This is a genomic window from Bradyrhizobium sp. CCBAU 25360, from assembly GCF_028128695.1.
GTDB lineage: Bacteria > Pseudomonadota > Alphaproteobacteria > Rhizobiales > Xanthobacteraceae > Bradyrhizobium > Bradyrhizobium ottawaense.
This window is the reverse complement of record NZ_LBJA01000033.1, coordinates 155,503-179,671: the sequence shown is the minus strand read 5'-3', so window position 1 is coordinate 179,671 and position 24,169 is coordinate 155,503. Positions and strand designations below refer to the sequence as shown.

Genomic DNA, 24,169 nt, shown 5'->3' with positions numbered 1-24,169 from the left:
TCAGGGAGAGAAACACATGACCGCTGCACTCCGTTTCGATCCGATCCGCCTGCCCGAGAAGTGCGAGCAGCTGCGCAAGGAAGTGCGCGCCTTCCTCGCCGAAGAGATCGCCGCCGGCACCTTCGATCCGCACAAGCCCAATCGCGAGGACACCGACGCGCCCGAATTTTCCCGACGGGTCGGCGCCAAGGGCTGGCTGGGGATGACCTGGCCGAAGAAATATGGCGGCCAGGAGCGTTCCTTCCTCGAACGCTACGTGGTGACCGAGGAGATGCGCGTCGCCAACGCGCCGACGCGGCGCTTCTTCGTGGCCGACCGCCAGAGCGGACCGGTGCTGCTGAAATACGCGCCCGAGCACATCAAGATGGACATCCTGCCGCGGATCTGTCGCGGCGAGATCTGCTTTGCGATCGGCATGAGCGAGCCGAATTCCGGCTCCGACCTGTTCGCGGCAAAGACGCGCGCGACCAAGACCGATGGCGGCTATCTGATCAACGGCACCAAGATCTGGACCTCGTCGGCGCACATCGCCGACTACATGATCGCGATCTTCCGGACGTCGCAGCCGACCAAGGAAAACCGCCGTCACGGCCTGACGCAATTCCTGGTGAAGATGAAGCAGCCGGGCATCAAGGTGAACCCGATCGGCCAGATCACCGGCCAGTACGAGTTCAACGAGGTCGTCTTCACCGATTTCTTCGTGCCCCATGACCACGTGCTCGGCGAAGTCGACGGCGCCTGGAAGCAGGCGACGAGCGAGCTCGCCTATGAGCGTTCGGGCCCCGAGCGTTTCCTCGAAACCTATTACGTGCTGACCGAGCTCGTCCGCGCGGTCGGCCCGAACCCGGATACGCGTAGCGCCGAAGGCATCGGGCGCCTGGTCGCGCAGCTCCACACCATGCGGCGCATGTCGGTCTCGGTCGCCGGCATGCTGCAGGCCGGCAAGGAGCCGGTGGTCGAGGCCTCCATCGTCAAGGACATCGGCACGGTCTGGGAACAGCAGCTTCCCCACCGCGTGCGCGACCTTGCTGCTTTCGTCGAGGAGACCGCGACCAACCGCGAGACCTTGGAGCGGCAGCTCGACTTCGCCATCAAGACCGCGCCGAAGCTCACCATCCAGGGCGGCACCACCGAGGTGCTGCGCGGCATCATCGCCCGCGGACTTGGTTTGCGCTAATCATCAAAGGATCATCATGACCACATACAAGGACATCGGCGTCGAGAAGGTCGGGCACGTCGGCACCATCGAGATCCGCCGCCCGCCGCTGAACTTCTTCGACATCTCGCTGATCAACCAGATCGCGGATGCGCTCGACGAATTCGACCGCGACATCGAGATCCGCGCCTCGGTGCTCTCGGCCCAGGGCAAGGCGTTCTGCGCCGGCGCCAATTTCGGCGATCCGGCACGGCAGGCGCAGGAGGCGCGCGAGGCAGAGAAGAAGGGCGACCCCGCCGACAATCTCGGGCCGATCAACCATCTCTACATCCAGGCCGTGCGCATCTTCCGCGCCAAGAAGCCGATTGTTGCCGCCGTGCAGGGCGCCGCCATCGGCGGCGGATTGGGCCTCGCGGTCTCCGCCGATTTCCGCGTCACCTGCCCCGAAGCGCGTTTCTCCGCGAATTTTACGAAACTCGGCTTCCATCCCGGCTTCGGCCTGACGACGACGCTGCCGGAGCTGATCGGCAAGAACAACGCCGAGCTGATGTTCTACACCAGCCGCCGCGTCACCGGCGAGGAAGCCGTGAAATGGGGCCTCGCCAACGAGCTGGTGCCGCAGGACCAGGTCAAGGCGGCCGCGATGAAGCTCGCCGGCGAAATCGCCGAATGCTCGCCGCTCGGCCTGCTCTCCACCCGCGCGACGATGCGCGCCGGATTGGCCGATCGCGTCATGGCCGCGACCAATCACGAGCTCGCCGAGCAGACCCGGCTGCGCGCGACGGAGGATTTCAAGGAAGGTGTGAAGGCCACGGAAGAACGTCGCGCGGCGAATTTCAAGGGGCGATGATCACGGCGGCGCTAGCCGTATCACTCCACAGCGACCACAACCTCCCCTGTCATCCCCGCGAACGCGGGGATCCATAACCACAGGGCGAAGTTGTGGCGCAAGCTGGTCACTCCGCGTCTTCGCCAAACCGCTCCCTGTGGCTATGGGTCCCGGATCTGCGCGCGCTTAGGGCGCGCTTGTCCGGGACGACAGCGGCGGCTTTAGCGGCTTACTTCCTTCCCACCACCAGCGCATCGACGATCGTCACGCCCTGCCCCTCGGCGTGCACCAGCACCGGGTTGAGCTCGATCTCCGCGATCTCCTTTCCCTCCCGCGCGGCGAGCGCGGAGATATCGGCGATCAACTGTGCCAGAGCCGCAACGTCCGCCTTCGCCGCCCCGCGAAATGCATTCAGCAGCGGCGCCGCCTTCAGGCTCGCCAGCATCGCGCCCGCCGCCTCCGCGTCGACCGGCACGGGGCGGTAGACGACGTCGCGGAACAGCTCGGTGGTGATGCCGCCGAGACCCACCATCACCATGGGACCGAACGTCTCATCCAGCATCGTGCCGACGATGATCTCGACACCGCGCTTCGCCATCGGGCCCACCAGCACGCCTTGAATGGTCGCCTCAGGCCGGTGCCGGCGCGCATTGTCCAGCAGCGCCTCGAATGCCAGAAACACCTCGCCCTTGGTGGTGATGTTGACGCGCACGCCGCCAACTTCGCTCTTATGGGCGATATCAGGCGACTGGATCTTCATCGCCAGGGGAAAGCCGACGCGGGCGACCGCCTCGTCGAGCTCGCTCTTGTCTCTCACCAGCACCTCATCCGGCAGTGCAATGCCGGCGGTGCGGAGCAACGACTTGCTGTCGGCCTCGGACAGGACCGCCGATTTCAGATGTACAGAAAGGTCGCGTGCCGGCAGCCGCGTTTCGTCCACGGGCTTCGGCAGACTGAACTTGGCGAAGTCGACGAGCCGACGCATCGCGACGCCGACATGGGTGAGGCCCGAGAGTACCACGACGCCGGATTTGGCGAGCTCACGGCGCGCGAAGTCGGACGGCACCGTGTAGGAATAGAACACCACCGGCTTGTGCTGTGCCGATAGCACCGGCGTCAGTTTCTCTTCCTTGAAGGGCCTGCGCACCTCGCTCGACAGCGACAGCACCACCAGGATCGCATCGACCTCGTCCGAGGCGGCGAGGACGTCGACGCTCTTCTGCAAGCCGCCGGAGGTGACGCCTTGCGCGGTGACGTCGATCGGGTTGCGCGCCGTGCCATAGGACGGCATCAACTGCTTGATCCCAACCTGGACCTTTTCGGACAGCTCCGGCACCTGCAAGCCTTGCAGCGCCACCGTATCGGCGCCCCAGATGCCGGCACCGCCGGAAACGGTGACGACGGCAACGCGATCGCCCTTCGGCAGCGGATTGCTGGCAAGCACCGCGGCGATCGTCAGCGCTTCGTCCAGGTCGTTGGAGACGATGAAGCCGTATTTCGCGAACACCGCGTCATAGGCGGCCGACCAGCCGGCCATGCTCGCGGTATGCGAGGCCGCCGCGCGCTGGCCTGCGCCGGAGCGTCCGACCTTTGTCACGATCACCGGCTTCTTCATCTCCGCAGCGCGCCGGGCGGCGACCAGAAATTTGTCGACGTCGCGGATGCCTTCGATGAACAGCAGGATCACCTCGGTCGAGGAATCCTGCACCATGTAATCCAGGAACTCGCCGGCGCCGAGATCAGATTCATTGCCGGCGCTGACGACATAGCTGACAGCGATTCCGAGGGCCCGCGCCCGATGATAATAGGCAAAGCCGATGCCGCCGCTCTGCGCGACGATGCCGATCCGCTTTTTGGTGGCGACAAGCGGCACTACACCTGGCTTGACATCGACCGCCGGACTGAACGTCGCCGCCACGCGCTGCACCTGGCTGAAGAAGCCCTCGGCATTCGGCCCGGATATCCGCATGCCGGTGCGCCTCGCCAGCGCCGCGATCGCATCCTGCATCGCCGCGCTGTCGCCGCCCTCCTCGGCGAAGCCGGAGGAGATGATCACGGCATTCTTGACGCCGGCGGCGGCGCATTGCTCGAGCGCGGACAGGACGGCACGGGCCGGGATGATGATGACGGCGAGGTCGATGGGCGCGCCGATGTCGCCGATCGATCCGTAGCAGGCCAGCCCGTCGATATCCGCGTAGTTCGGGTTCACCGGATAGATCTTTCCGGGATATTCGTTCTTGCGCAGCATGGACAAGAGCCGCCCCGGGATCTTCTCGTGATCGCGCGAGGCGCCGATCAGCGCGATGCTGGCGGGAGCGAAGAAGCTGTCGAGCGGATGTGGCATGGCGGATGTGTCCTTCTTCGCAGAGACGTGCTCTCTCTCGCCGTCATCCTGAGGTGCGAGGCATGGGATGCAACGCGTCCCATGAGAAGCCTCGAAGGATGAACGGCCCCGCCGGTGGCCGTCGCCCTTCGAGGCTCGCCGAAGAGGCGAGCACCTCAGGGTGGCGGACAACGAGAAGACCATCAACCGACGCGGAACGTCACCCCACCCAACAGGAACTCGCTCCCGGCAACCGCAAGCCCCCTCGCCTTCGCGGCATGCAGCACGCTCGCCCGATCCGCCACCCGAAACTCGAGCGCGCTCATGATCTCGCTGGCGCCTTTCACGAAGCGGAAGGTCGCATTGGGCAGCTTCAGCTCGGCACCTTCAGGCGCAACGCCGATGATCTTGCCCCAGTGCTCGGCCAGGCCTTGCGGATCAGGGCTCTGCATCTCCACGCCCGTCAGCGCCTGCGTCACGTCCTTGCGGATGAACTTTTGCCAGTCCGGTCCTGCCGGCGGATAGGCGCCAAGAATGTCATCGCTGCCTTCGGTGTGGTTGAACTCGATGAAGGCGGCACGGCAGTCGCGGGGGTGGAGCTGGACGCCGTGATAGGGCGCATGATCGATGACGTTGGCGGTGCGCACGCCAAGCGCATTGGCGTTGCGGCCACGCTCGTCGGGATCATTGCAGCAGAAGATCGCCATGTAGCCACCGCGGCCGCCGGTCTTCTCGATGAAGCGGCCGGCCGTGGTACCGCCCTTGAAGGGTGCCACCACCTCCAGCATGATCGTGTCGACCGGGAGCAGCGCATTCTCCAGGCCGTATTTGGCGACATTGCCGTCGCGATAGCACACGGCGAGGCCCATGATTTCCGCGATGTCGGAGATGACGGGCGCGAGCTGCGGCGCAACCAGGCAGATCTGCCGCAATCGCATATAGGGCGCCATGGTCAGGCGCCCCTGAAGGTCGGCTTGCGCTTCTCGACGAAGGCCTTGGCGGCCTCCTTGTGGTCCTCGGTGTCGCCGCAACGGGTGTGGTGGATCGCCTCGCCGTCGAAGCAATCCTCCAGCGCCAGATGCTCGGCATTGTTGATGTTGCGCTTGATGAAGCCGAGCGCGATCGACGGCCCCTGCGCCAGCGACAGTGCCAGCTCGTGGGCCGCGGCGTCGATCTCGGCGTCGGGCACGACCTTGGTCACCATGCCGATCGCATGCGCTTCCCTCGCCGTGAGCACCGGCGACATCAGATAGAGCTCGCGCGCCCGCGCGCTGCCGAGCAGCTGGGTGAGAAAATAGGTGCCGCCGTAATCGCCGGAGAAGCCGACCTTGGCAAAGGCCGTGGTGATCTTGCAGGATTCCGAGGCGATACGGAGATCGCAGGACAGCGCCATCGACAGGCCGGCGCCGGCCGCGGCGCCGTCGAGCTGCGCCACCACAGGCTTCGGCATCTGGTGCAGGATGCGCGAGACCTCCATGCCGCGGCGCAGATTCGCAAGCTTCTGCTCGAACGGCAGCGGCGCGCGGCCCGCGGCCATCGACTTGACGTCGCCGCCGACGCAGAACGAGCCACCAGCGCCCTTGAGCAGCACCGCGCGCACCTCCGCATCGTCAGCCGCCCGCCGCGCCGCTTCGACCAGCCCGGCCACCATCTCGGGGTTGAGCGCGTTCTTCCGCTCCGGGCGGTTCATCGTGATGGTGAGCAGCCCGCCTTCGAGCTTTTGCAGGACCATGTCGTTCATGGGGCGTCTCCCTCGTTGTTTCCTTCGTCATTCCGGGGCGCGCGAAGCGCGAGCCCGGAATCCATTTGTCGACGATCACTGCGGCCCGATGGATCCCGGGTTCGCGCTCATGCGCGCCCCGGGATGACGCTTCGCGTCATTTCTTCACCAGCGGGCAGCGCGACTGCTCCAGCGACTGGAACGCCTCGCTGCCGGGCACGGTGGCGAGCAGCTTGTAGTCGTCCCAGCGGGCCTTCGATTCCGACGGCTTCTTCACCTCGAACAGGTACATGTCGTGGATCATGCGGCCGTCCTCGCGGATCTTGCCACCCTTGGCGAAGAAGTCGTTGATCGGCGTCTCCTTCATCACCTTCATGACGGTCGCTGCATCGGTCGTGCCGGCCGCCTTCACCGCCTTCAGGTAATGCGTGACGGAGGAGTAGACGCCGGCCTGTGCCGAGGTCGGCGGCCGCTTCACGCGCTCCTGAAAGCGCTTCGAGAATGCGCGCGTGTCGTCGTTGAGGTCCCAGTAGAAGGCTTCCGCCAGCAGCAGGCCCTGCGCGGTCTCCAGACCGATCGAGTCGATGTCGGTGACGAAGGCGAGCAGCGGCGAGACCTTCTGGCCGCCCTTGGTGATGCCGAACTCGGCCGCCTGCTTGATCGCGTTGACGGTGTCGCCGCCGGCATTCGCAAGCCCGATCACCTTGGCCTTGGAGGCCTGGGCCTGGAGCAGGAACGAGGAGAAATCCGACGTGTTGAGCGGGTGGCGCACGCTGCCCAGCACCTTGCCGCCCGTCTTGATGACGACGGCACTGGTGTCCTTCTCCAGGTCCTGGCCGAAGGCGTAATCGGCGGTGAGGAAGAACCAGCTGTCGAGGCCAGACTTCACGGCCGCAAGGCCGGTCACATTGGCCTGGCCGTAGGTGTCGAACACGTAGTGGATGGTATAGGGACCGCAGGCCTCGTTGGTGAGACGGATCGAGCCCGGGCCGTTGAAGATGATGATCTTGTTGCGCGCTTTGGCGATCTCGCCGGCCGCAAGCGCAGTGGCGGAAGCCGCGACGTCGTAGATCATCTCGACGCCCTGGTTGTCGAGCATATCGCGGGCGATGTTGGCGGAAAGATCGGCCTTGTTTTGATGGTCGGCCGCCAGCACCTGGATCTTGCGCCCCAGCACCTCGCCGCCGAAATCCTCCACCGCCATCTTGGCCGCGGTCTCGCTGCCGGGTCCGGTGATGTCGGCATAGAGGCTCGACATGTCGAGGATGCCGCCGATCTTGAGAGGTGGCTTGTCCTGGGCCTGCGCGGTGGCGCTCGCACTGAGGGCAAACGCGGCGGCAAAAATGCCCGACAAAACAGTCTTCATGGAAAACGATCTCCCTTATCGCGCCGTACTCTGATGGCGGCTTGGTTGTTGCTCTTGGCAATCGTTATTGGCAATCGCTGTTGCCGCAATCATGCCGCATGCGCAAGAGCGCAGCAAGCGCGGGCTGCGATGCGCGTCTGCGATTGCGTCATGTTTTCCGCAAAGCGGAATGGTGGAATGACGCAAGATCTTTCCGCGTCATTGCGAGCGTGTGACGTAACAGCAAATCCCCACACGCGCTGCCGTAGGGTGGGCAAAGGCGCGCTCTTCGCGCCGTGCCCACGGCCCGCGCGATCGGCAAAGACGTGGGCACGCTTCGCTTTGCCCACCCTACGAAGGCCCCTTCGTCGTTGGCATCGTTTGAGTTATGATCCAGGCATAACGCAACCTCTCCGGGCAACGTGGCGCAACGGCTTCATCTCACCGTCGCAATTCTTCTCCTCGCGGGTCGCACCGCGTCCGCCGCACCGTGCCAATTCGAATCCCAAGGCGAAGGCCGTGTCGCTGCCATCGTCGATGCCCGCAGCGTGCGTCTCGATGACGGCCGCGAAATCCGCCTCGCAGGCATCGAGACGACGGCGACCACGAAGCAGGCGCTGGCTTCGCTGCTCGCCGGCCGCGACGTGACGCTTCGCGGTAGCGACGACACGCCCGACCGCTACGGCCGGCAAGGCGCACTGGTCTTCATCGGCGAAAGCGACACCCCGTTGCAGGCCGTGCTGCTCGCCCAGGGCGACGCCATGGTCTCCGCCGAAATCACGGACAAGGACTGCGCGGCGGCCCTGATGACGTCGGAGGCCGAGGCGCGGCGCCAAAAAAAGGGCAACTGGGCTGACCCGTCGGCCATAAAAAACGCGGAAAGTCCGGACGATATTTTGGCGGGGATCGGGCGCTTTGTGGTGGTCGAGGGTAAAGTCCTGTCGGTCCGGCAAGCTGGGGCAATGACCTACCTCAACTTCGGACGGAACTGGACACGTGGCTTTGCCGCGACTATTTCAAAGCGCACGCTGCCGGCGTTCGAAAGCGCTGGAATCACCCTTAAGTCATTGGAAAGTAAGCGTATTCGAGTCCGGGGCTGGGTCGAGGGAAGTACGGGGCCGCGGATCGATGTGCGGCTCGTGGGGCAGGTCGAGTTGCTGGGCGCAAACGAGCCGACAGGGGTAAGGCCTTAAATCAGGCCAGGCACGGGTTAAGCGACGTGAATGGGGTGCTAGAACGGCACGTACGGAATGAAGGCCGCCGCCTGCGGGCTGCGCCGGCCGCGCTTTGCCTCGTGCTGGGTACGGCCCTCGCCGGCTGTGGCGACATGGGCCGGTTCCAGGCCGCCGCGACCCCGCCGACCGTTGCGATGCCCAAGCCCAAGCCGGCCGTCGCGCAGACACCCGCCACCGAGAAGGAGCACGAGCGCATCCTGGCGAGCTATGGCGGCACCTATGACGATCCCAGGCTCGAATCACTCGTCAGCAAGACCGTCGACCGGCTGGTCGCTGCGTCCGACCGTCCCGATCAGGGCTACAAGGTCACCATCCTCAATTCCGGCGCCGTGAACGCCTTCGCGCTGCCGAACGGCCAGCTCTATGTCACGCGCGGACTTCTCGCGCTCGCCAGCGACACCTCGGAATTGTCCTCCGTGCTCAGCCACGAGATGGCCCATGTGCTGTCCAAGCACGCCGCGATGCGCGAGGACCAGGCGCGCCAGGCCGCGATCGTCACCCGCGTCGTCACCGACATGAGCAACGACCCCGACCTCACCGCGCTGGCGCTGGCCAAGACCAAGCTCACCATGGCGAGCTTTTCGCGCAAGCAGGAGTTCGAGGCCGACGGCATCGGCGTCGGCATTTCGGCCAAGGCGCATTTCGACCCCTACGGCGCGGCGCGTTTCCTCTCGGCGATGGAACGCAATGCCGAGCTGAAGGCCGGCAAGAGCTCGCTCGATCCGCGCGCGCAGGATTTCACCTCGTCGCATCCGGCGACCCCGGAGCGCGTGCAGAACGCGCAGACCATTGCGCGGCAATATACTGCGCCTGAAGGCGCCGAGCGCGACCGCGAGACCTATCTCGCTGCGATCGACAATCTCGTCTACGGCGAAGACCCCAGCGAAGGTTTCGTCCGCGGCCGCCGCTTCCTGCATCCGAAGCTGGGCTTCACCTTCCAGGCGCCGGACAATTTCACGCTCGACAACACCGCCCAGGCCGTGATCGGCGTGCGCGAGGGCGGCGCACAGGCGATGCGTTTCGACGTGGTGCGGGTGCCGGCCGAGCAGTCGCTCGGCGACTACCTCAATTCCGGCTGGATGGAGGGCGTCGAGAAGGCGTCCACCGAAGACATCACCATCAACGGCTTCCCGGCCGCGTCCGCCGCCGCCAAGGGCGACCAGTGGCAGTTCAAGGTCTATGCGCTGCGCTTCGGCAGCGACGTCTATCGCTTCATCTTCGCGGCCCGGCAGAAGTCGACCGAGAGCGAGCGCAATGCGCGCGAGACCGTCAATTCGTTCCGCCGCCTGACGCTGGACGAGATCCAGGCCGCGCGACCGCTGCGCATCAAGGTCATCACCGTGCAGCCCGGCGACACCGTGGAATCGCTCTCCCACCGCATGGCCGGCGTCGATCATCCCGCCGAGCGTTTTCGCGTGCTGAACGGCCTCGATCGCACCGCGCAGGTGAAGGTGCGCGATCGCGTGAAGATCGTGGCGGATTGACGCTGCCGTAGGGTGGGCAAAGCGCAAGCGTGCCCACGCATCTTTTGCGATCGAGAGAGATGGTGGGCACGGCGCTTATGCGCCTTTGCCCACCCTACGACAGCTGTTGTGTGGCGACCGCTTGAGCCTCAGCGCCCCGCGTCCATGTCGCCCGCCTCGCGCTGGCCGCTGAGCCAGAGCGCAAGCAGGGTCCAGAACGCACCGGACAGCAGGTACGCACCCGAGGCGATGACACCGAGATTGGTGGCAAGCAGCAATGCGACCAGCGGAGCGAAGCCGGCACCGAACAGCCAAGCCATGTCCGAGGTCAGCGCGGACGCCGTGTAGCGGTACGCCTGCTTGAAGTTCGAGGCGATCGCGCCGGAGGACTGGCCGAAGGACAGGCCGAGCAGGATGAAGCCGATCACCATGTAGATGGTCTCGCCGAACGCGCCGGCATCGAGCAGCTGCGGGGCAAAACCGCTGTAGATCGCGATCGCGATCGCCGATCCCATCAGCAGCGACTTGCGGCCGACGCGGTCGGCGATGACGCCGGACAGCACGATCGCACCGACACCGAACACGGCGGCGACGATCTCGATGATCAGGAAGCGCACCGGGCTTTCGCGGGTGAACAGGAACACCCAGGACAGCGGAAACACCGTGACCATGTGGAACAGCGCGAAGCTCGCCAGCGGCGCGAACGCCCCCAACATGATGTTCTGGCCTTCGCTCGCGACGGTGTCGGAGATGCGCGCGGGCTGCAATTCGCGGGTCTCGAACAGCGAGGCATATTCCTCGGTCGTCACCATGCGCAGGCGCGCGAACAGCGCCACGACGTTGATGGCAAACGCGACGAAGAACGGATAGCGCCAGCCCCAGTCGAAGAAATCGTCGGCCGAGAGATTGCCGGCGAAATAGGCGAACAGCGCGCTCGCCACGATCAGCCCGAGCGGGGCGCCGAGCTGCGGCACCATCGCGTACCAGCCGCGCTTGGAGGGCGGCGCGTTCAGCGCGAGCAGCGAAGCCATGCCGTCCCAGGCGCCGCCCCAGGCCAGACCCTGCGCGATGCGCGCCAGCGCCAGCAACCAGATCGCGGCAACGCCGATGTCGTGATAGCCCGGCAGGAACGCCAGCGCGACCGTGGCGGTGCCGAGCAGGAACAGCGCCGAGATCAGCTTTGCGGTCTTGCCGTAGGCACGGTCAACCGTCATGAAAATGACGGTGCCGATCGGCCGGGCCATGAAGGCCAGCGCGAAGATCATGAAAGAATAGAGCGTGCCGGTCAGTTCGCTCGCGAACGGGAACACCAGGCGCGGGAACACGATCACCGAGGCGATCGCGAAGACGAAGAAGTCGAAGAATTCCGAGGTGCGGCCGATGATGACGCCGATGGCGATCTCGCCGGGACTGGCCTGGTCGTGGCCGTGCTCGCCCGTGTGGAGGTCTGCCATTGCGGGGGTCTGTGCCGTCGCCATTCGTGCGCCCTTAACGTCCTGAAACCAAAGCCGACCGCCCGGCGGGCGCCGGGCAATCTGGCCTTCTCTGGCCCAACATTCCGCACTGCAACATTGGACAAATTGTCCAATGTCCGGATTGTTGCGCCGCAGCTACCCGTTGGCCCCGCAAAAGAAACTCATTCTCAAAGGCTCGGCCCGTGTCTCGTCTCAAGATCCTGGCGCTACTACCTCTGGCTGCCGCGCTCAGCGGCTGCGACTACGTCGTGCTGGCGCCAGCCGGCGATATCGCCGCCCAGCAGCGCGACCTCGTCATCATCTCCACCGTCCTGATGCTCTTGATCGTCGTCCCCGTGATGGCGCTGACGGTGCTGTTCGCCTGGCGCTATCGCCAGTCCAACACGGCCGCTCGCTACGAGCCGGAATGGGACCACTCGACCAAGCTCGAGCTGGTGATCTGGTCCGCACCGCTGCTGATCATCGTCTGCCTGGGCGCGCTGACCTGGATGGGCACCCATCTGCTCGACCCCTATCGCACGCTCGGCCGCATCCATGCCGACCGCGCCTTGGACCAGTCCAAGGCTCCGCTCGAGGTCGACGTCGTCGCGCTCGATTGGAAGTGGCTCTTCATCTATCCCGACTACGGCATCGCCACCGTCAACGAGCTCGCAGCTCCGGTCGACCGTCCGATCAAATTCCGCATCACCGCGTCCTCGGTGATGAACTCGTTCTACATCCCCGCGCTCGCCGGCCAGATCTACGCGATGCCGGGAATGGAGACGAAGCTCCACGCCGTCGTCAACCACGCCGGCACGTATAAGGGCTTCTCGGCGAACTACAGCGGCGCCGGCTTCTCCGGCATGCACTTCAACTTTAGGGGACTTGACGACAAGGGTTTTGACGCCTGGATCGCCAGCGCCAAATCCGCCGGCGGCTCGCTCGGCCGCGCCGAATATCTCCAGCTCGAAAAGCCCAGCCAGAACGAGCCGGTGCGCCGCTACGGCACGATCGACTCCGATCTCTACCGTCTGATCCTCAACATGTGCGTCGAGACCGGCAAGATGTGCCAGAGCGAGATGATGGCGATCGACGCCAAGGGCGGCAACGGTCATCAGGGCCTGAACAACATCCTGCCGCTCACTTACGACAAGTACGCCCGCCGCGGCACCCCGCTCGGGCCGGAGCCGACTTTCGTGGCCGGCATCTGCACGCCCGATGCGCCGCAGGGCAAGACCACGGCGTCCATCACGGCTCCCGTCGACACGGCGCCGTTGCTCGGCGCCGGCCTGAAGCGGCCGAGCTTCGCGCCGCTCAAGTCCTCGTCCTTCTTCCTCGGACTGCGTCCGAAGTCAGACTCCTAAAGAGATCCCCGCATGTCTCCTGATCTTCTCAAGCTCATCTTCGGCCGGCTCGGCTTCGAATCGCTACCGCTGCACGAGCCGATCGTCGTCGGCACCTTCGCGGTGGTCGCGCTCGGCGGCGCCGCACTGCTCGGCGGTCTCACCTATTTCCGCCTCTGGGGTTATCTCTGGCGCGAATGGTTCACCACCGTCGACCACAAGCGCATCGGCATCATGTACATGATCCTCGGCATCGTGATGCTGCTGCGGGGCTTCGCCGATGCGCTGATGATGCGCGGCCAGCAGATGCTCGCCTTTGGCGGCTCCGAAGGCTATCTCAACGCACATCACTACGATCAGGTCTTCACCGCCCACGGGGTGATCATGATCTTCTTCGTGGCGATGCCGCTGGTGACCGGCCTGATGAACTACGTCGTGCCGCTCCAGATCGGCGCGCGCGACGTGTCGTTCCCGTTCCTGAACAATTTCAGCTTCTGGATGACGGTCGGCGGCGCAGTGCTGGTGATGGCTTCGCTGTTCATCGGCGAGTTCGCCCGCACCGGCTGGCTGGCTTATCCGCCGCTGTCGAACATCGGCTACAGTCCCGATGTCGGCGTCGACTATTACATCTGGGCGCTGCAGGTCGCCGGCGTCGGCACGACGCTGTCAGGCATCAACCTGATCTGCACCATCGTCAAGCTGCGCTGCCCCGGCATGACCATGATGAAGATGCCGGTCTTCACCTGGACCTCGCTCTGCACCAACGTCCTGATCGTCGCCTCCTTCCCGGTCCTGACCGTCGTGCTCGCGCTGCTCTCGCTCGACCGCTACGTCGGCACCAACTTCTTCACGAACGATTTCGGCGGCAGCCCGATGATGTACGTGAACCTGATCTGGATCTGGGGCCATCCCGAGGTCTACATCCTGGTTCTCCCGGCGTTCGGCATCTTCTCGGAGGTGACCTCGACCTTCTCCGGCAAGCGGCTGTTCGGCTACACCTCGATGGTCTACGCCACGGTCGTCATCACCATCCTGTCGTACCTGGTCTGGCTGCACCACTTCTTCACGATGGGCTCGGGCGCCAGCGTCAACTCTTTCTTCGGCATCACCACGATGATCATCTCGATCCCGACGGGCGCGAAGATGTTCAATTGGCTGTTCACGATGTATCGCGGCCGTATCCGCTACGAGCTGCCCATGATGTGGACGATCGCCTTCATGCTGACCTTCGTGATCGGCGGCATGACCGGCGTGCTGCTGGCGGTGCCGCCGGCCGACTTCGTCCTGCACAACAGCCTGTTCCTGATCGCACACTTCCACAACGTGATCATCGGCGGCGTGGTGTTCGGCGCCTTCGCCGGCATCTCCTACTGGTTCCCGAAAGCGTTCGGCTTCAAGCTCGATCCGTTCTGGGGCAAGATGTCGTTCTGGTTCTGGGTCACCGGCTTCTACCTCGCCTTCATGCCGCTCTACGTGCTCGGCCTGATGGGCGTGACCCGTCGCCTGCGCGTGTTCGACGATCCGTCCTTGCAGATCTGGTTCGTCATCGCCGCGATCGGGGCCTTCCTCGTCCTCCTCGGTATCCTCAGCATGCTGATGCAGTTCGCGGTCAGCTTCCTCAGGCGCGAGCAGCTCAAGGACGTCACCGGCGATCCCTGGGACGCGCGCACGCTGGAATGGGCGACCTCCTCGCCCCCTCCCGACTACAACTTCGCCTTCACCCCCGTCGTTCACGACAATGACGCGTGGTGGGACATGAAGAAGCGCGGCTACCAGCGTCCGCTCACCGGGTTCAGGCCGATCCACATGCCCAGCAGCACCGGCACCGGCATCATCCTCGCCGGCCTCGCCACCGCGATGGGATTCGGCTTGATCTGGTACATCTGGTGGTTGGCCGCCGTGAGCTTCGCCGCGCTGCTCGTCGTCGGCATCGGCCACACCTTCAACTATCACCGCGACTTCGACATTCCGGCTGAAGACGTCATCCGGACCGAGGACGCGCGCACCAAACTGCTCGCCGGAGCCAAGTAAATGACTGTCGCTGTCAATCCCTCCCAAACCGGCGAGCCGGTCTTCTATCTCGCCGACGAGCACCCGCATCCGGAGGGCTGGAGCACCTCGCTCGGCTTCTGGATCTACCTGATGAGCGACTGTCTCATCTTCGCGATCCTGTTCGCCACCTTCGGCGTGCTCGGCGGCAACTACGCCGCAGGTCCCGCGCCGAAGGACCTGTTCGACCTGAACCTGGTCGCGGTGAACACCTCGATGCTGCTGCTGTCATCGATCACGTATGGTTTTGCCATGCTGACGATGCAGCAGAACCGGGTCGCACAGACGCAGGTCTGGCTGGCGATCACCGGCCTGTTCGGCCTCGCCTTCATCGGCATCGAACTCACCGAGTTCGCCCACATGATCCATGAAGGCGCCACGCCCCAGCGCAGCGCCTTCCTGTCGGCGTTCTTCACCCTGGTCGGCACCCACGGCCTGCACGTTTCCTGCGGCCTGATCTGGCTGGTGACGCTGATGGTGCAGGTCCAGAAGTTCGGCCTGATCGAAGCCAACCGCCGCCGTCTGATGTGCCTCTCGATGTTCTGGCACTTCCTCGACGTGGTCTGGATCGGCGTCTTCACCTTCGTCTATCTCCTGGGAGTTCTGCGATGAACACCGATACCCATGCCGCCCATGCGGGCGATCATCACCACGAAGGCGGCCACGCCCACGGCTCGTTCTCGACCTATATGCTCGGTTTCGTGCTCTCGGTCGTGCTGACCGCGATCCCGTTCTGGCTGGTGATGAGCGGCGCACTGCCGAGCAAGCAGATCACCGCGCTCGTGATCATGGCCTTCGCGGTCGTGCAGATCGTCGTGCACATGATCTACTTCCTGCACATGAACACGACGTCCGAGAACGGCTGGAGCATGATGGCGCTGATCTTCACCATCGTGATGGTGGTGATCGCGCTGTCGGGTTCGCTGTGGGTGATGAGCCACCTCAACAGCAACATGATGCCGATGCACCAGATGAGCGGAATGAAGTGAGCGAGTCAGGGACCGAGACAAGCCGGGCGAACGGAGCGCGCAGCGAGGCTGCGCGGTCCCCGTCCCTGTGGCTCACGGTCCTCTCGCTGACGGCCTTTGTTCTTCTGATCGCACTCGGCGTCTGGCAGATCGAGCGCCGCGCCTGGAAGCTGGCGCTGATCGACCGCGTCGAGCAGCGCGTCCATGCCCCGGCCCAGCCGGTCCCCTCGCCCGATTCATGGCCTGCGGTTTCCACGGCAAATGACGAATACAGGCATGTCAGCGTCACCGGCCGCTTCCTGCATGACCGCGAGACGCTGGTCCAGGCGGTCACCGAGGAAGGCCCGGGCTATTGGGTGCTGACACCGCTCCAGCGCAACGACGGCACACAGGTCCTGGTCAACCGCGGCTTCGTGCCGTCCGAGCGGCGCGACGCATCGACGCGCCGGGACGGCAATCCGGACGGCCAGGTCGAGATCACCGGCCTGCTCCGCATCACAGAGCCGAAAGGCGGATTCCTCCGGAACAACGTGCCCCAGCACAACCGCTGGTATTCGCGCGATGTCGCCGCGATCGCGGCGGCCCGCGGTCTGCACGATGTCGCACCGTTCTTCGTCGATGCCGATGCCGGATCACAATCCGGCAGCGGTCCCATCGGCGGATTGACCGTGGTCAGCTTTCCCAATAACCACCTGATCTACGCGCTGACGTGGTTCGCCCTGGCTTTCATGCTGGCGGGTAAACTCTTCGTCACATTCGGCGGCGGGCTGTTCCGCCGCAAACGCTTCGTCCACGAACCGGCCGGCGGCTCCGATGCCGTCGCCCGCAGGACGGGATCAGATGCTGGAACGATCGTCGAACAGGCCTGACGACGGGAAGACGCTTTCCCAACCATTTGCGCATGACGGGCTGGCCGTCACGCTGCAATCGCAGGCCGACGCGCGCAGCGAGCTGATCGGCACGACTCCGACCGACGACGAGACCAACCGCAAGAACATGGCGCTGCTGATCCAGCTGCGCTGGACCGCGGTGGTCGGCCAGATCGTGACCATCGGCGGCGTGCATTTCGGGCTCGGCATTCCCCTGCCGCTGGAGCGGATGGGCGCGGTGATCGGCGCGCTGGTGCTGCTCAACGTCTCCAGCCTCGTCTGGGTGCGCCATCGCGCCGCGATCACCAACAACGAGCTGCTGGTCGCCTTGATGCTGGACGTCGCCGCGCTGACCGCGCAGCTCTACCTCTCCGGCGGCGCCACCAATCCCTTCACCTCGCTGTTCCTGCTCCAGGTGACGCTCGGCGCGGTGCTGCTCGATGCCCGCTCAACCTGGTCGCTGGTCGCGCTGACCTGCGCGAGTTTTGTCTGGCTGACGCTGGCATACCGCCCGCTGGACCTGCCGCCCAACCCATTGAGCGAGACCTACACGCTCACGGTCGCCGGCATGCTGCTGGGCTTCGTGCTCAACGCCGTGCTGCTGGTCGTGTTCGTCACGCGAATCAATCGAAACCTGAGGGAGCGCGACGCGCATCTGGCGGCCTTGCGCCAGCATGCCGCCGAGCAGGATCACATCGTCCGCATGGGCCTGCTCGCCTCCGGCGCGGCCCATGAGCTCGGCACGCCGCTCGCCTCGCTGTCGGTGATCCTCAGCGATTGGCGCCGCATGCCCGATCTTGCCGCCGATCAGGAGCTCGCCGAGGACCTCGCGGAGATGGAGACCTCGCTGCAACGCTGCAAGTCGATCGTGACGGGGATCCTGGTCTCGGCGGGCGAAGCACGCGGCGAAGGCTCATCGCCGACGACGGTGACGGCCTTCGTCACGGCCCTGGTCGACGAATGGCGCGACGCGCGCTCGGCGCGGACGCTCTACTTCGTCAATACGTTCGGCGCAGACGTCGCCATCGTCTCCGACATCGCGTTGAAGCAGGTCATCTTCAACGTGCTCGACAACGCCTACGAGGTCTCGCGGGAATGGGTCGAGCTCGTCGCCGAGCGCGAGGGCGACAATCTCGTGCTGTCGATCAGCGATCGCGGCCCCGGCTTTGCGCCGGAGATGCTGGCGCAGCTCGGAAAGCCCTATCACTCGAGCAAGGGCCGCGCTGGCGGCGGGCTCGGGCTGTTCCTGGTGGTGAACGTCGTGCGCAAGCTCGGAGGCAGCGTGACCGCCGAGAACCACAGGAAGCGCGGCGCCACGGTCCGCCTCACGCTGCCGCTCGCAACGTTGGCGATCGGAGGGAACTTTGACGCCTGACCGTTCGCTCATCGTCGTCGAGGACGATGCCGGCTTTGCGCGCACGCTGAAGCGCTCGTTCGAGCGCCGCGGCTATGATGTCGTGCTCGCCGCCTCGATCGAGGACGTGCGGAACGTGCTGGAGGAACGCTCCTTCGGCCACGCCGTCGTCGACCTCAAGCTCGGCGGCGCCTCCGGCCTTGCCTGCGTCGAGCTCCTGCACACGCATGATCCTGACATGCTGATCGTGGTGCTCACAGGCTTTGCCAGCATTTCGACCGCCGTCGAGGCGATCAAGCTGGGCGCCTGCCACTATCTCGCAAAGCCCTCGAACACCGACGACATCGAAGCCGCCTTCAACAAGGCCGAAGGCAACGCCGAGGTCGCGCTCGATGCACGGCCGACCTCGATCAAGACGCTGGAATGGGAGCGCATCCACCAGACCCTGATCGAGACGGATTTCAACATCTCGGAAGCGGCGCGAAGGCTCGGCATGCACCGGCGCACGCTGGCGCGCAAGCTCGAGAAGCGGCCGGTGAAGTAGGCCTTCACCAAGGTCTCACCGCCGTCATTCCGGGGCGTGCGGAGCACGAGCCCGGAATCCATCAGGCGGCAAAGACGGTGGTTGAATGGATTCCGGGCTCTCGCTTCGCGAGCCCCGGAATGACGGCTACGACCCCAAACAAAAAGCCCGGCGCGAGGCCGGGCTTTTGATTGCTTGCGCAGAACGAAGCTGCTTACGCGGCCTCGTCGGCGACCGTGGTGTCGTCGCCATCGGTATCGTCGGCATCGCCCTCGGCATCCGCCTCGCCCTCGGCGGCTTCCGCCTTGGCGTTGCGGCGCGGGCTCTTGGCGAGCTGGGCCTCGATCTCCTTGACCGCTTCGGTCTCGGTCGAGTGCTGCACCACCGCGATCTCGCGGGACAGACGATCGAGCGCCGCTTCATAGAGCTGGCGTTCGCTGTAGGACTGCTCCGGCTGCGACTCCGAGCGATAGAGGTCGCGCACGACTTCCGCGATCGCGACGATGTCGCCCGAATTGATCTTCGCTTCGTATTCCTGGGCACGGCGCGACCACATGGTGCGCTTGACGCGGGCGCGGCCCTTGAGCGTCTCCAGCGCCTTCTTCACCAGCGCCGGCTCGGACAGCTTGCGCATGCCGACATTGGCGACCTTGGCGGTCGGCACGCGCAGCGTCATCTTGTCCTTGATGAAGTTGATGACGAACAGCTCGAGCTTCGCGCCGGCGATCTCCTGCTCCTCGATGGCCAGGATCTGGCCGACGCCGTGAGCGGGATAGACGACGAATTCATTGGCCTTGAAGCCCTGACGCTGGGTCACGACCTTCTTTTCCTCGACCTTCGGCGCAGCGGCCGCCGGCTTCACGGCGGGCTTGGCGGCAGCAACGGGAGCCTTGGCAGGAGCAGCAACGGGAGCCTTCGACGCGGCGGGCTTGGCAGCGGGAGCCTTGGCGGCAACGGGCTTGACAGCAGGCTTGGCAGCGGTCGCTTTCGCGGCCGGTTTGGCAGTCTTGTTAGGCATTGCGCTTCTTTTGTTCTTCGAGGACTTTGCAGCCGGCGCCTTCGTCGCGGTCCGACCCTTGGATGCGCTACGGCTGGCCGCGGCGACTTTTTTGGCCTCCTTATGGGAAGCCCTCGCTGAAGTACTCTTTTTACGCGTTTTCTGTGACACAGCCTGCGCGCGGAAACTGCCACGCCCCTGTTCGACATTTGGTTTCACGGGAACCCAGCGGGGCCAACGGGGCTGACGGGTTCGGCTTAATGTGCCCAATATAGCACATTTCCCGCAAAAATCAATGATTTAGGGGTCTTGAGGGCTGGTTTTCGGCGGCAGCGCCGCTATTAGGGTTAAGTTTGAGCCCGATTCAGTCGCCGGAGCCGGGGTTCGGAGAAAAATATTTCTCGAACTTGCCTTCCATGCCGTCGAATTCCTTGGCGTCGGCAGGTGATTCTTTCTTCTGGGTGATGTTCGGCCAGCTCTTGGCGTAGTCGGCGTTGACCGAAAGCCACTTTTCCAGGCCCGGTTCCGTGTCCGGCTTGATGGCGTCGGCGGGGCATTCCGGCTCGCACACGCCGCAATCGATGCACTCGTCGGGGTGGATGACGAGCATGTTGTCACCCTCGTAGAAGCAATCGACCGGGCAGACCTCGACGCAGTCGGTGTACTTGCACTTGATGCAGTTTTCAGTGACGACGTAAGTCATCCAACGCTCCGAAAAGCTCTTTTAAAAGTCGCGGCTTGCGTAGCGCGGATGGCCGGGCGCCGCAAGGTCGGGAAGGCCCGATCATGACCGCTTTGCGCGTTTGATCGACCAAGAAGTGAATTCGAAACGCAATTAATTGCGTTTCGCTTCGCTTAGCTCCTCAAAGAGCACCCGCGCCGCGGCAGCATCGCCACGGCGCTCGCTGAAGCCGGTGACCTTCAACACCCGCACGGTGCGATCGAGCGCGACGGTGATGACGTCGCCGATCTTGATCGCATGCCCCGGCGACTTTTCGCGCTCACCGTTGACGCGAACGTGGCCCGACCCGACGAGCTCGGCCGCGGAGGTGCGCGCCTTCACCACCCGCGCGTGCCACAACCATTTGTCGAGGCGCTGCCGCTCGGTCGTGGGATTACTCCTTCCGACCAGACAGCTGCTCTTTCAGCGCGGCGAGCTTGGCGAAAGGCGAGTTCGGATCGGCCGGACGATCGCGCTCGCGTGGGTTTGCGCTCGAGGCGTAGGGACGCAGCGACGGTCCGCCCTGGCGGTCGCGGCCCTTGTCGCGGTCACGGCCGCGGTTGTCACGGCCCTTGTCGCGATCTCCGCCGAACTTGCCCTTGTCGCGATCGCGTCCCTTGTTGTCGCGATCCTTGCCCTCGAAGCGGCGATTCCTGTCGTCGCGCCCCTCGGGACGCGGCGCGCCTTCGCCACCTTCGCGCGGCTTGCGGAAGTCTCTGCCGCCGTCCCTGCGATGGCCGCCATGACGCTGGCCCGGCTTCGCGCCGTCGGCGGCTTGCGCGGCCCCGCCTTCCGCGGGCGCGGCACCTGCCTCGGCGCCTCCTTGCGGACGCGGCTGATGGTGATGACGCTGGTGGCGATGGCGCTCGTGGCGCGGCTTGCGGTCCTCGTGACGGCCGCCGGGACGCCAGACCTCGATCAGCTCGGGCTCGGCGGGCGTCGCCGCAGCTTCAGGCGCGGCGGCGTCGGGTGACGCGGCGGCTTCGGTTGCGGCCGTCTCGGCCGGCGCGGCTTCGAGGCCGGCAGCCTCGGTGGGCGCAGCGGGCTCTTCCGCCGGCGGCGCAATGCCGGGGGCGTCTTCGGGCGTGACGGGGGCCTCCGGAGAGGCTTCCAGCACGGGCTCGGCCTCCTGGGCCGGCTCGTCCTGCACCTCCATGCCGGGCGCATCTTCGACGGTGACCGGCTCGGCGACCGCTTCGGTGGAGGCCTCCGCCGGCAGGCCGGCAACGGCCTCCGCCGCGGTCTCGGTCGAGGAGTCGGCGCTTCCTTCAGCCGGCGGCGTCTCGGCCGCGACCGTTTCCACCACGGCCGGCTTTTGCGGCAGCGGCGGACGCTTCTCCATGCGATAGCCGAGCGCACGCAGCACCGAGGCGAAATCCTCGCCGGCAGATCCGGTGAGCGAGGTCATCGCCTGCGTCACCACGAAACTGCGGCCGTCGAAGGCGCCGGCCGGCTTTTCGCCGGACGCGTTCTCGCGCCAGGCCAGCGCCGGGCGGATCAGATCGGCAAGACGCTCCAGGATGTCGACGCGCACGGCGCGTTCGCCGGCCTGCTTGTAGCCGAGCACGCGATAGGCATCGCGCGGCAGCGCCTTGTCGACCGGGAACGAGGTACGGCCCGAGCTCGCCAGATGCTGCGCGCCCGACAGCGAGGACAGATCGACATTGTCCTGCTTCAGCGCCCACAACAGCGCTGCGAGCGCACGCGCGGCAGGCTTCAAAAGGCCGGGGAAATAGATGTGGTAGGCGCCGAACCGGACGCCGTATTTGCGCAGCACCGCGCGCGAGGGCTGGTCGAGATCCTTCAGCTCGTTCGCGATCTTGGGCCGCTCCAGCACGCCGAGCGCCTCGACCAGCTGATAGGCGATGCCGCGGGCGATGCCGGTGACGTCCTCGGCCTTGGAGAGCTCGAACATCGGCCCGAGCAGCTTCTCGACATGCGTCTTGAGCCAGAGCTCGAGCCGGGCCTGCACTTTTTCGCGCGGCGCCCCGGTGAGACGCTCGTCCGAGATGATGCGGATGCGCGGATGCAGCGCCTCCTCTGCGGCAGACAGCCGCGCCACGGCGTCGCCGGTCCAGCGGATGGTGCCTTCCGAGGTCAGCACGAACTGATCGTCCGGCGCGTTGCCGAGCTTTTCGGCGCGCGTGTTGATCTCGCCGGCGAGCACCGCTTGCGCTGCAGCCTGCAAGGCTTTCGCATCCGAACCAGCTTCCGCCGCATCCGGTGCAAAGGTGAAGCCGTCGAGGCGGCCGATGACATGGCCTTCGACGATGACTTCGCCGGTCTTGCCGATTTCAGTATTCAAGCTCGTGTTCTCCCGCAGGCGGCGCATCAATACACTGGTCCGGCGATCAACGAAACGCTCAGTCAAGCGTTCATGGAGCGCATCCGATAATTTATTTTCGACCTCGCGGGCGATCCCCTGCCAGCGTTCGGGGTCTTTCAGCCAGTCCGGGCGGTTGGCGACGAAGGTCCAGGTGCGGATCTGCGCGATCCGGGCCGACAGCGTGTCGATGTCGCCGTCGACGCGGTCGGCCTGGGTGATCTGGGCCTCGAACCAGGCGTCGGGGATGCAGCCCTTCCGCATCAGGAAGCCGTACAACGTGGTCACCAGCTCGGCATGGGCGGCCGGCGACAGTTTCCGGTAATCGGGGACCTGGCAGGCCTCCCACAGCCGCTCCACCGCCGCCTTGCCATGCGCGATATCGCGCACCTCGACGTCGCGGGCGGCATGGTCGAGCACGCGCATGTCCTCGGCGACAGGGGCGCGCGTCAGCGCCTCGTGGCCGGGGGCGAGGTTCAGGGACACCTGGAGCGCGCCGAGCGAGGCGAAATCCAGCCTGGCGTTGCGCCATTGCAGCATCTTCACGGGGTCGAAAGTGTGGTTCTGCAGCGCGTTGACGAGCTCGGGCTCGAACGGTGCGCAGCGGCCGGTGGTGCCGAAAGTGCCGTTGCGCGTGGCGCGGCCGGCGCGCCCCGCGATCTGCGCGAATTCGGACGGCGTCAGCCGGCGGAACTGGTAGCCGTCGAACTTGCGGTCGGAGGCGAACGCGACGTGGTCGACGTCGAGATTGAGGCCCATGCCGACGGCGTCGGTGGCGACGAGATAATCGACATCGCCGTTCTGGAACATCGCCACCTGCGCATTGCGCGTGCGTGGGCTGAGCGAGCCCAGCACCACGGCGGCGCCGCCATGCTGGCGGCGGATCAGCTCGGCGATGGCGTAGACTTCATCGGCCGAGAACGCGACGATCGCGGTGCGGCGCGGCTGGCGCGTGATCTTGCGATCGCCGGCGAATTCCAGCTGCGACAGGCGCGGCCGCGTGATCATGGAGACGCCCGGCAACAGCCGCTCGATGATCGGGCGCATCGTGGCAGCGCCCAGGAGCAGCGTCTCGTCGCGGCCGCGGCGGTTGAGGATGCGATCGGTGAAGACGTGGCCGCGTTCGAGATCGCTGGCGATCTGGACCTCGTCGACGGCGAGGAAGGAGACGTCGAGGTCGCGCGGCATCGCCTCGACGGTCGACACCCAATAGCGCGGGCTCTTCGGCTTGATCTTCTCCTCGCCGGTGACGAGCGCGACCGCCTCGGCTCCGACCCGCGCGGCGATCTTGTTGTAGACCTCGCGCGCGAGCAGGCGCAGCGGCAGCCCGATCATCCCGGAAGGGTGCGCCAGCATCCGCTCGATGGCGAGATGGGTCTTGCCGGTGTTGGTCGGCCCGAGCACCGCAGTGACGCCGGCGCCAGGCACGCGATCGGACGGCGCGCGCTCGGAAGCGAAGGGGGAGGAGGAAAAGGGCATCTGGGGGATTAGGTAGTG

At 65.5% G+C, this 24,169-nt stretch carries 20 protein-coding genes; 11 read left to right on the top strand and 9 right to left on the bottom strand.

Translation table 11 applies throughout. From position 1 onward, the window contains the following. Window positions 1-16 precede the first annotated feature (16 nt). Both XH81_RS10700 and XH81_RS10695 read left to right on the top strand, forming a co-directional pair. The gene (locus XH81_RS10700) at window positions 17-1,177 is read left to right on the top strand and encodes an acyl-CoA dehydrogenase family protein (protein ID WP_028141826.1); all 1,161 of its coding nucleotides are present in this window, start codon (window positions 17-19) and stop codon (window positions 1,175-1,177) included. Between the two features lie 16 nt (window positions 1,178-1,193). Beyond that, window positions 1,194-2,006 carry an enoyl-CoA hydratase/isomerase family protein gene (locus tag XH81_RS10695; protein ID WP_028141827.1) on the top strand — a complete coding sequence of 271 codons (813 nt, stop codon included), beginning with the start codon at window positions 1,194-1,196 and terminating at the stop codon, window positions 2,004-2,006. A gap of 208 nt (window positions 2,007-2,214) precedes the next feature. Here the strand turns inward: XH81_RS10695 and XH81_RS10690 are convergent, their stop codons facing one another. The 4 genes from XH81_RS10690 to XH81_RS10675 form a co-directional block, all read right to left on the bottom strand. Then, complete coding sequence (locus XH81_RS10690; protein ID WP_028141828.1) at window positions 2,215-4,329, bottom strand: acetate--CoA ligase family protein; 2,115 nt, start codon at window positions 4,327-4,329, stop codon at window positions 2,215-2,217. Window positions 4,330-4,511: 182 nt separating this feature from the next. Further along, complete coding sequence (locus XH81_RS10685; protein ID WP_028141829.1) at window positions 4,512-5,258, bottom strand: hypothetical protein; 747 nt, start codon at window positions 5,256-5,258, stop codon at window positions 4,512-4,514. 2 nt (window positions 5,259-5,260) lie between these two features. Further along, window positions 5,261-6,049 carry an enoyl-CoA hydratase gene (locus XH81_RS10680; RefSeq protein WP_028141830.1) on the bottom strand — a complete coding sequence of 263 codons (789 nt, stop codon included), beginning with the start codon at window positions 6,047-6,049 and terminating at the stop codon, window positions 5,261-5,263. Between the two features lie 136 nt (window positions 6,050-6,185). Beyond that, on the bottom strand, window positions 6,186-7,394 hold the full coding sequence (locus XH81_RS10675) for an ABC transporter substrate-binding protein (protein ID WP_028141831.1): 1,209 nt from the start codon (window positions 7,392-7,394) through the stop codon (window positions 6,186-6,188). A 401-nt stretch (window positions 7,395-7,795) separates the two neighbouring features. Between XH81_RS10675 and XH81_RS10670 the strand changes: the two genes are divergently transcribed. Both XH81_RS10670 and XH81_RS10665 read left to right on the top strand, forming a co-directional pair. Next, window positions 7,796-8,566, top strand: coding sequence for a thermonuclease family protein (locus tag XH81_RS10670; RefSeq protein ID WP_080670148.1), 771 nt, complete (start codon window positions 7,796-7,798; stop codon window positions 8,564-8,566). 134 nt (window positions 8,567-8,700) lie between these two features. Beyond that, window positions 8,701-10,092 (top strand): M48 family metalloprotease, encoded by a 1,392-nt coding sequence (locus XH81_RS10665; protein WP_240536542.1) that lies wholly within the window; start codon window positions 8,701-8,703, stop codon window positions 10,090-10,092. Between the two features lie 128 nt (window positions 10,093-10,220). On the opposite strand, the gene XH81_RS10660 is transcribed toward XH81_RS10665, so the two are convergent. Continuing rightward, window positions 10,221-11,549, bottom strand: a complete 1,329-nt coding sequence (locus XH81_RS10660; RefSeq protein WP_028141833.1) for an MFS transporter — start codon at window positions 11,547-11,549, stop codon at window positions 10,221-10,223. 179 nt (window positions 11,550-11,728) lie between these two features. Between XH81_RS10660 and cyoA the strand changes: the two genes are divergently transcribed. The 7 genes from cyoA to XH81_RS10625 are packed head-to-tail and all read left to right on the top strand — an operon-like array spanning window position 11,729 to window position 18,652. Further along, entirely contained in the window at window positions 11,729-12,889 is a 1,161-nt protein-coding gene (gene cyoA / locus XH81_RS10655) for a ubiquinol oxidase subunit II (protein WP_028141834.1), read from the top strand. 12 nt (window positions 12,890-12,901) lie between these two features. Next, a complete protein-coding gene (cyoB, locus tag XH81_RS10650; protein ID WP_028141835.1) occupies window positions 12,902-14,899 on the top strand; it encodes a cytochrome o ubiquinol oxidase subunit I in 1,998 nt (665 codons plus the stop codon). Beyond that, window positions 14,900-15,529 carry a cytochrome o ubiquinol oxidase subunit III gene (gene cyoC / locus XH81_RS10645; RefSeq protein WP_028141836.1) on the top strand — a complete coding sequence of 210 codons (630 nt, stop codon included), beginning with the start codon at window positions 14,900-14,902 and terminating at the stop codon, window positions 15,527-15,529. After that, window positions 15,526-15,906 carry a cytochrome o ubiquinol oxidase subunit IV gene (cyoD, locus tag XH81_RS10640; RefSeq protein ID WP_028141837.1) on the top strand — a complete coding sequence of 127 codons (381 nt, stop codon included), beginning with the start codon at window positions 15,526-15,528 and terminating at the stop codon, window positions 15,904-15,906. Before cyoC ends, cyoD begins: the two co-directional genes overlap by 4 nt. Further along, a complete protein-coding gene (locus tag XH81_RS10635; RefSeq protein ID WP_028141838.1) occupies window positions 15,903-16,754 on the top strand; it encodes an SURF1 family protein in 852 nt (283 codons plus the stop codon). Before cyoD ends, XH81_RS10635 begins: the two co-directional genes overlap by 4 nt. Then, complete coding sequence (locus XH81_RS10630; RefSeq protein ID WP_028141839.1) at window positions 16,726-18,129, top strand: ATP-binding protein; 1,404 nt, start codon at window positions 16,726-16,728, stop codon at window positions 18,127-18,129. The genes XH81_RS10635 and XH81_RS10630 overlap by 29 nt, the downstream gene beginning before the upstream one ends. Next, window positions 18,119-18,652 (top strand): response regulator transcription factor, encoded by a 534-nt coding sequence (locus tag XH81_RS10625; protein WP_018316482.1) that lies wholly within the window; start codon window positions 18,119-18,121, stop codon window positions 18,650-18,652. The genes XH81_RS10630 and XH81_RS10625 overlap by 11 nt, the downstream gene beginning before the upstream one ends. 193 nt (window positions 18,653-18,845) lie before the next feature. On the opposite strand, the gene XH81_RS10620 is transcribed toward XH81_RS10625, so the two are convergent. The 4 genes from XH81_RS10620 to XH81_RS10605 form a co-directional block, all read right to left on the bottom strand. Next, window positions 18,846-19,649, bottom strand: coding sequence for a CarD family transcriptional regulator (locus XH81_RS10620; RefSeq protein ID WP_080670149.1), 804 nt, complete (start codon window positions 19,647-19,649; stop codon window positions 18,846-18,848). A 343-nt stretch (window positions 19,650-19,992) separates the two neighbouring features. Continuing rightward, complete coding sequence (fdxA, locus tag XH81_RS10615; RefSeq protein ID WP_011082989.1) at window positions 19,993-20,331, bottom strand: ferredoxin FdxA; 339 nt, start codon at window positions 20,329-20,331, stop codon at window positions 19,993-19,995. 132 nt (window positions 20,332-20,463) lie between these two features. Further along, the gene (locus XH81_RS10610; protein ID WP_080670150.1) at window positions 20,464-20,760 is read right to left on the bottom strand and encodes an RNA-binding S4 domain-containing protein; all 297 of its coding nucleotides are present in this window, start codon (window positions 20,758-20,760) and stop codon (window positions 20,464-20,466) included. Then, window positions 20,744-24,151 (bottom strand): helicase-related protein, encoded by a 3,408-nt coding sequence (locus XH81_RS10605; protein WP_028141840.1) that lies wholly within the window; start codon window positions 24,149-24,151, stop codon window positions 20,744-20,746. The genes XH81_RS10610 and XH81_RS10605 overlap by 17 nt, the downstream gene beginning before the upstream one ends. Between the last annotated feature and the right edge of the window lie 18 nt (window positions 24,152-24,169).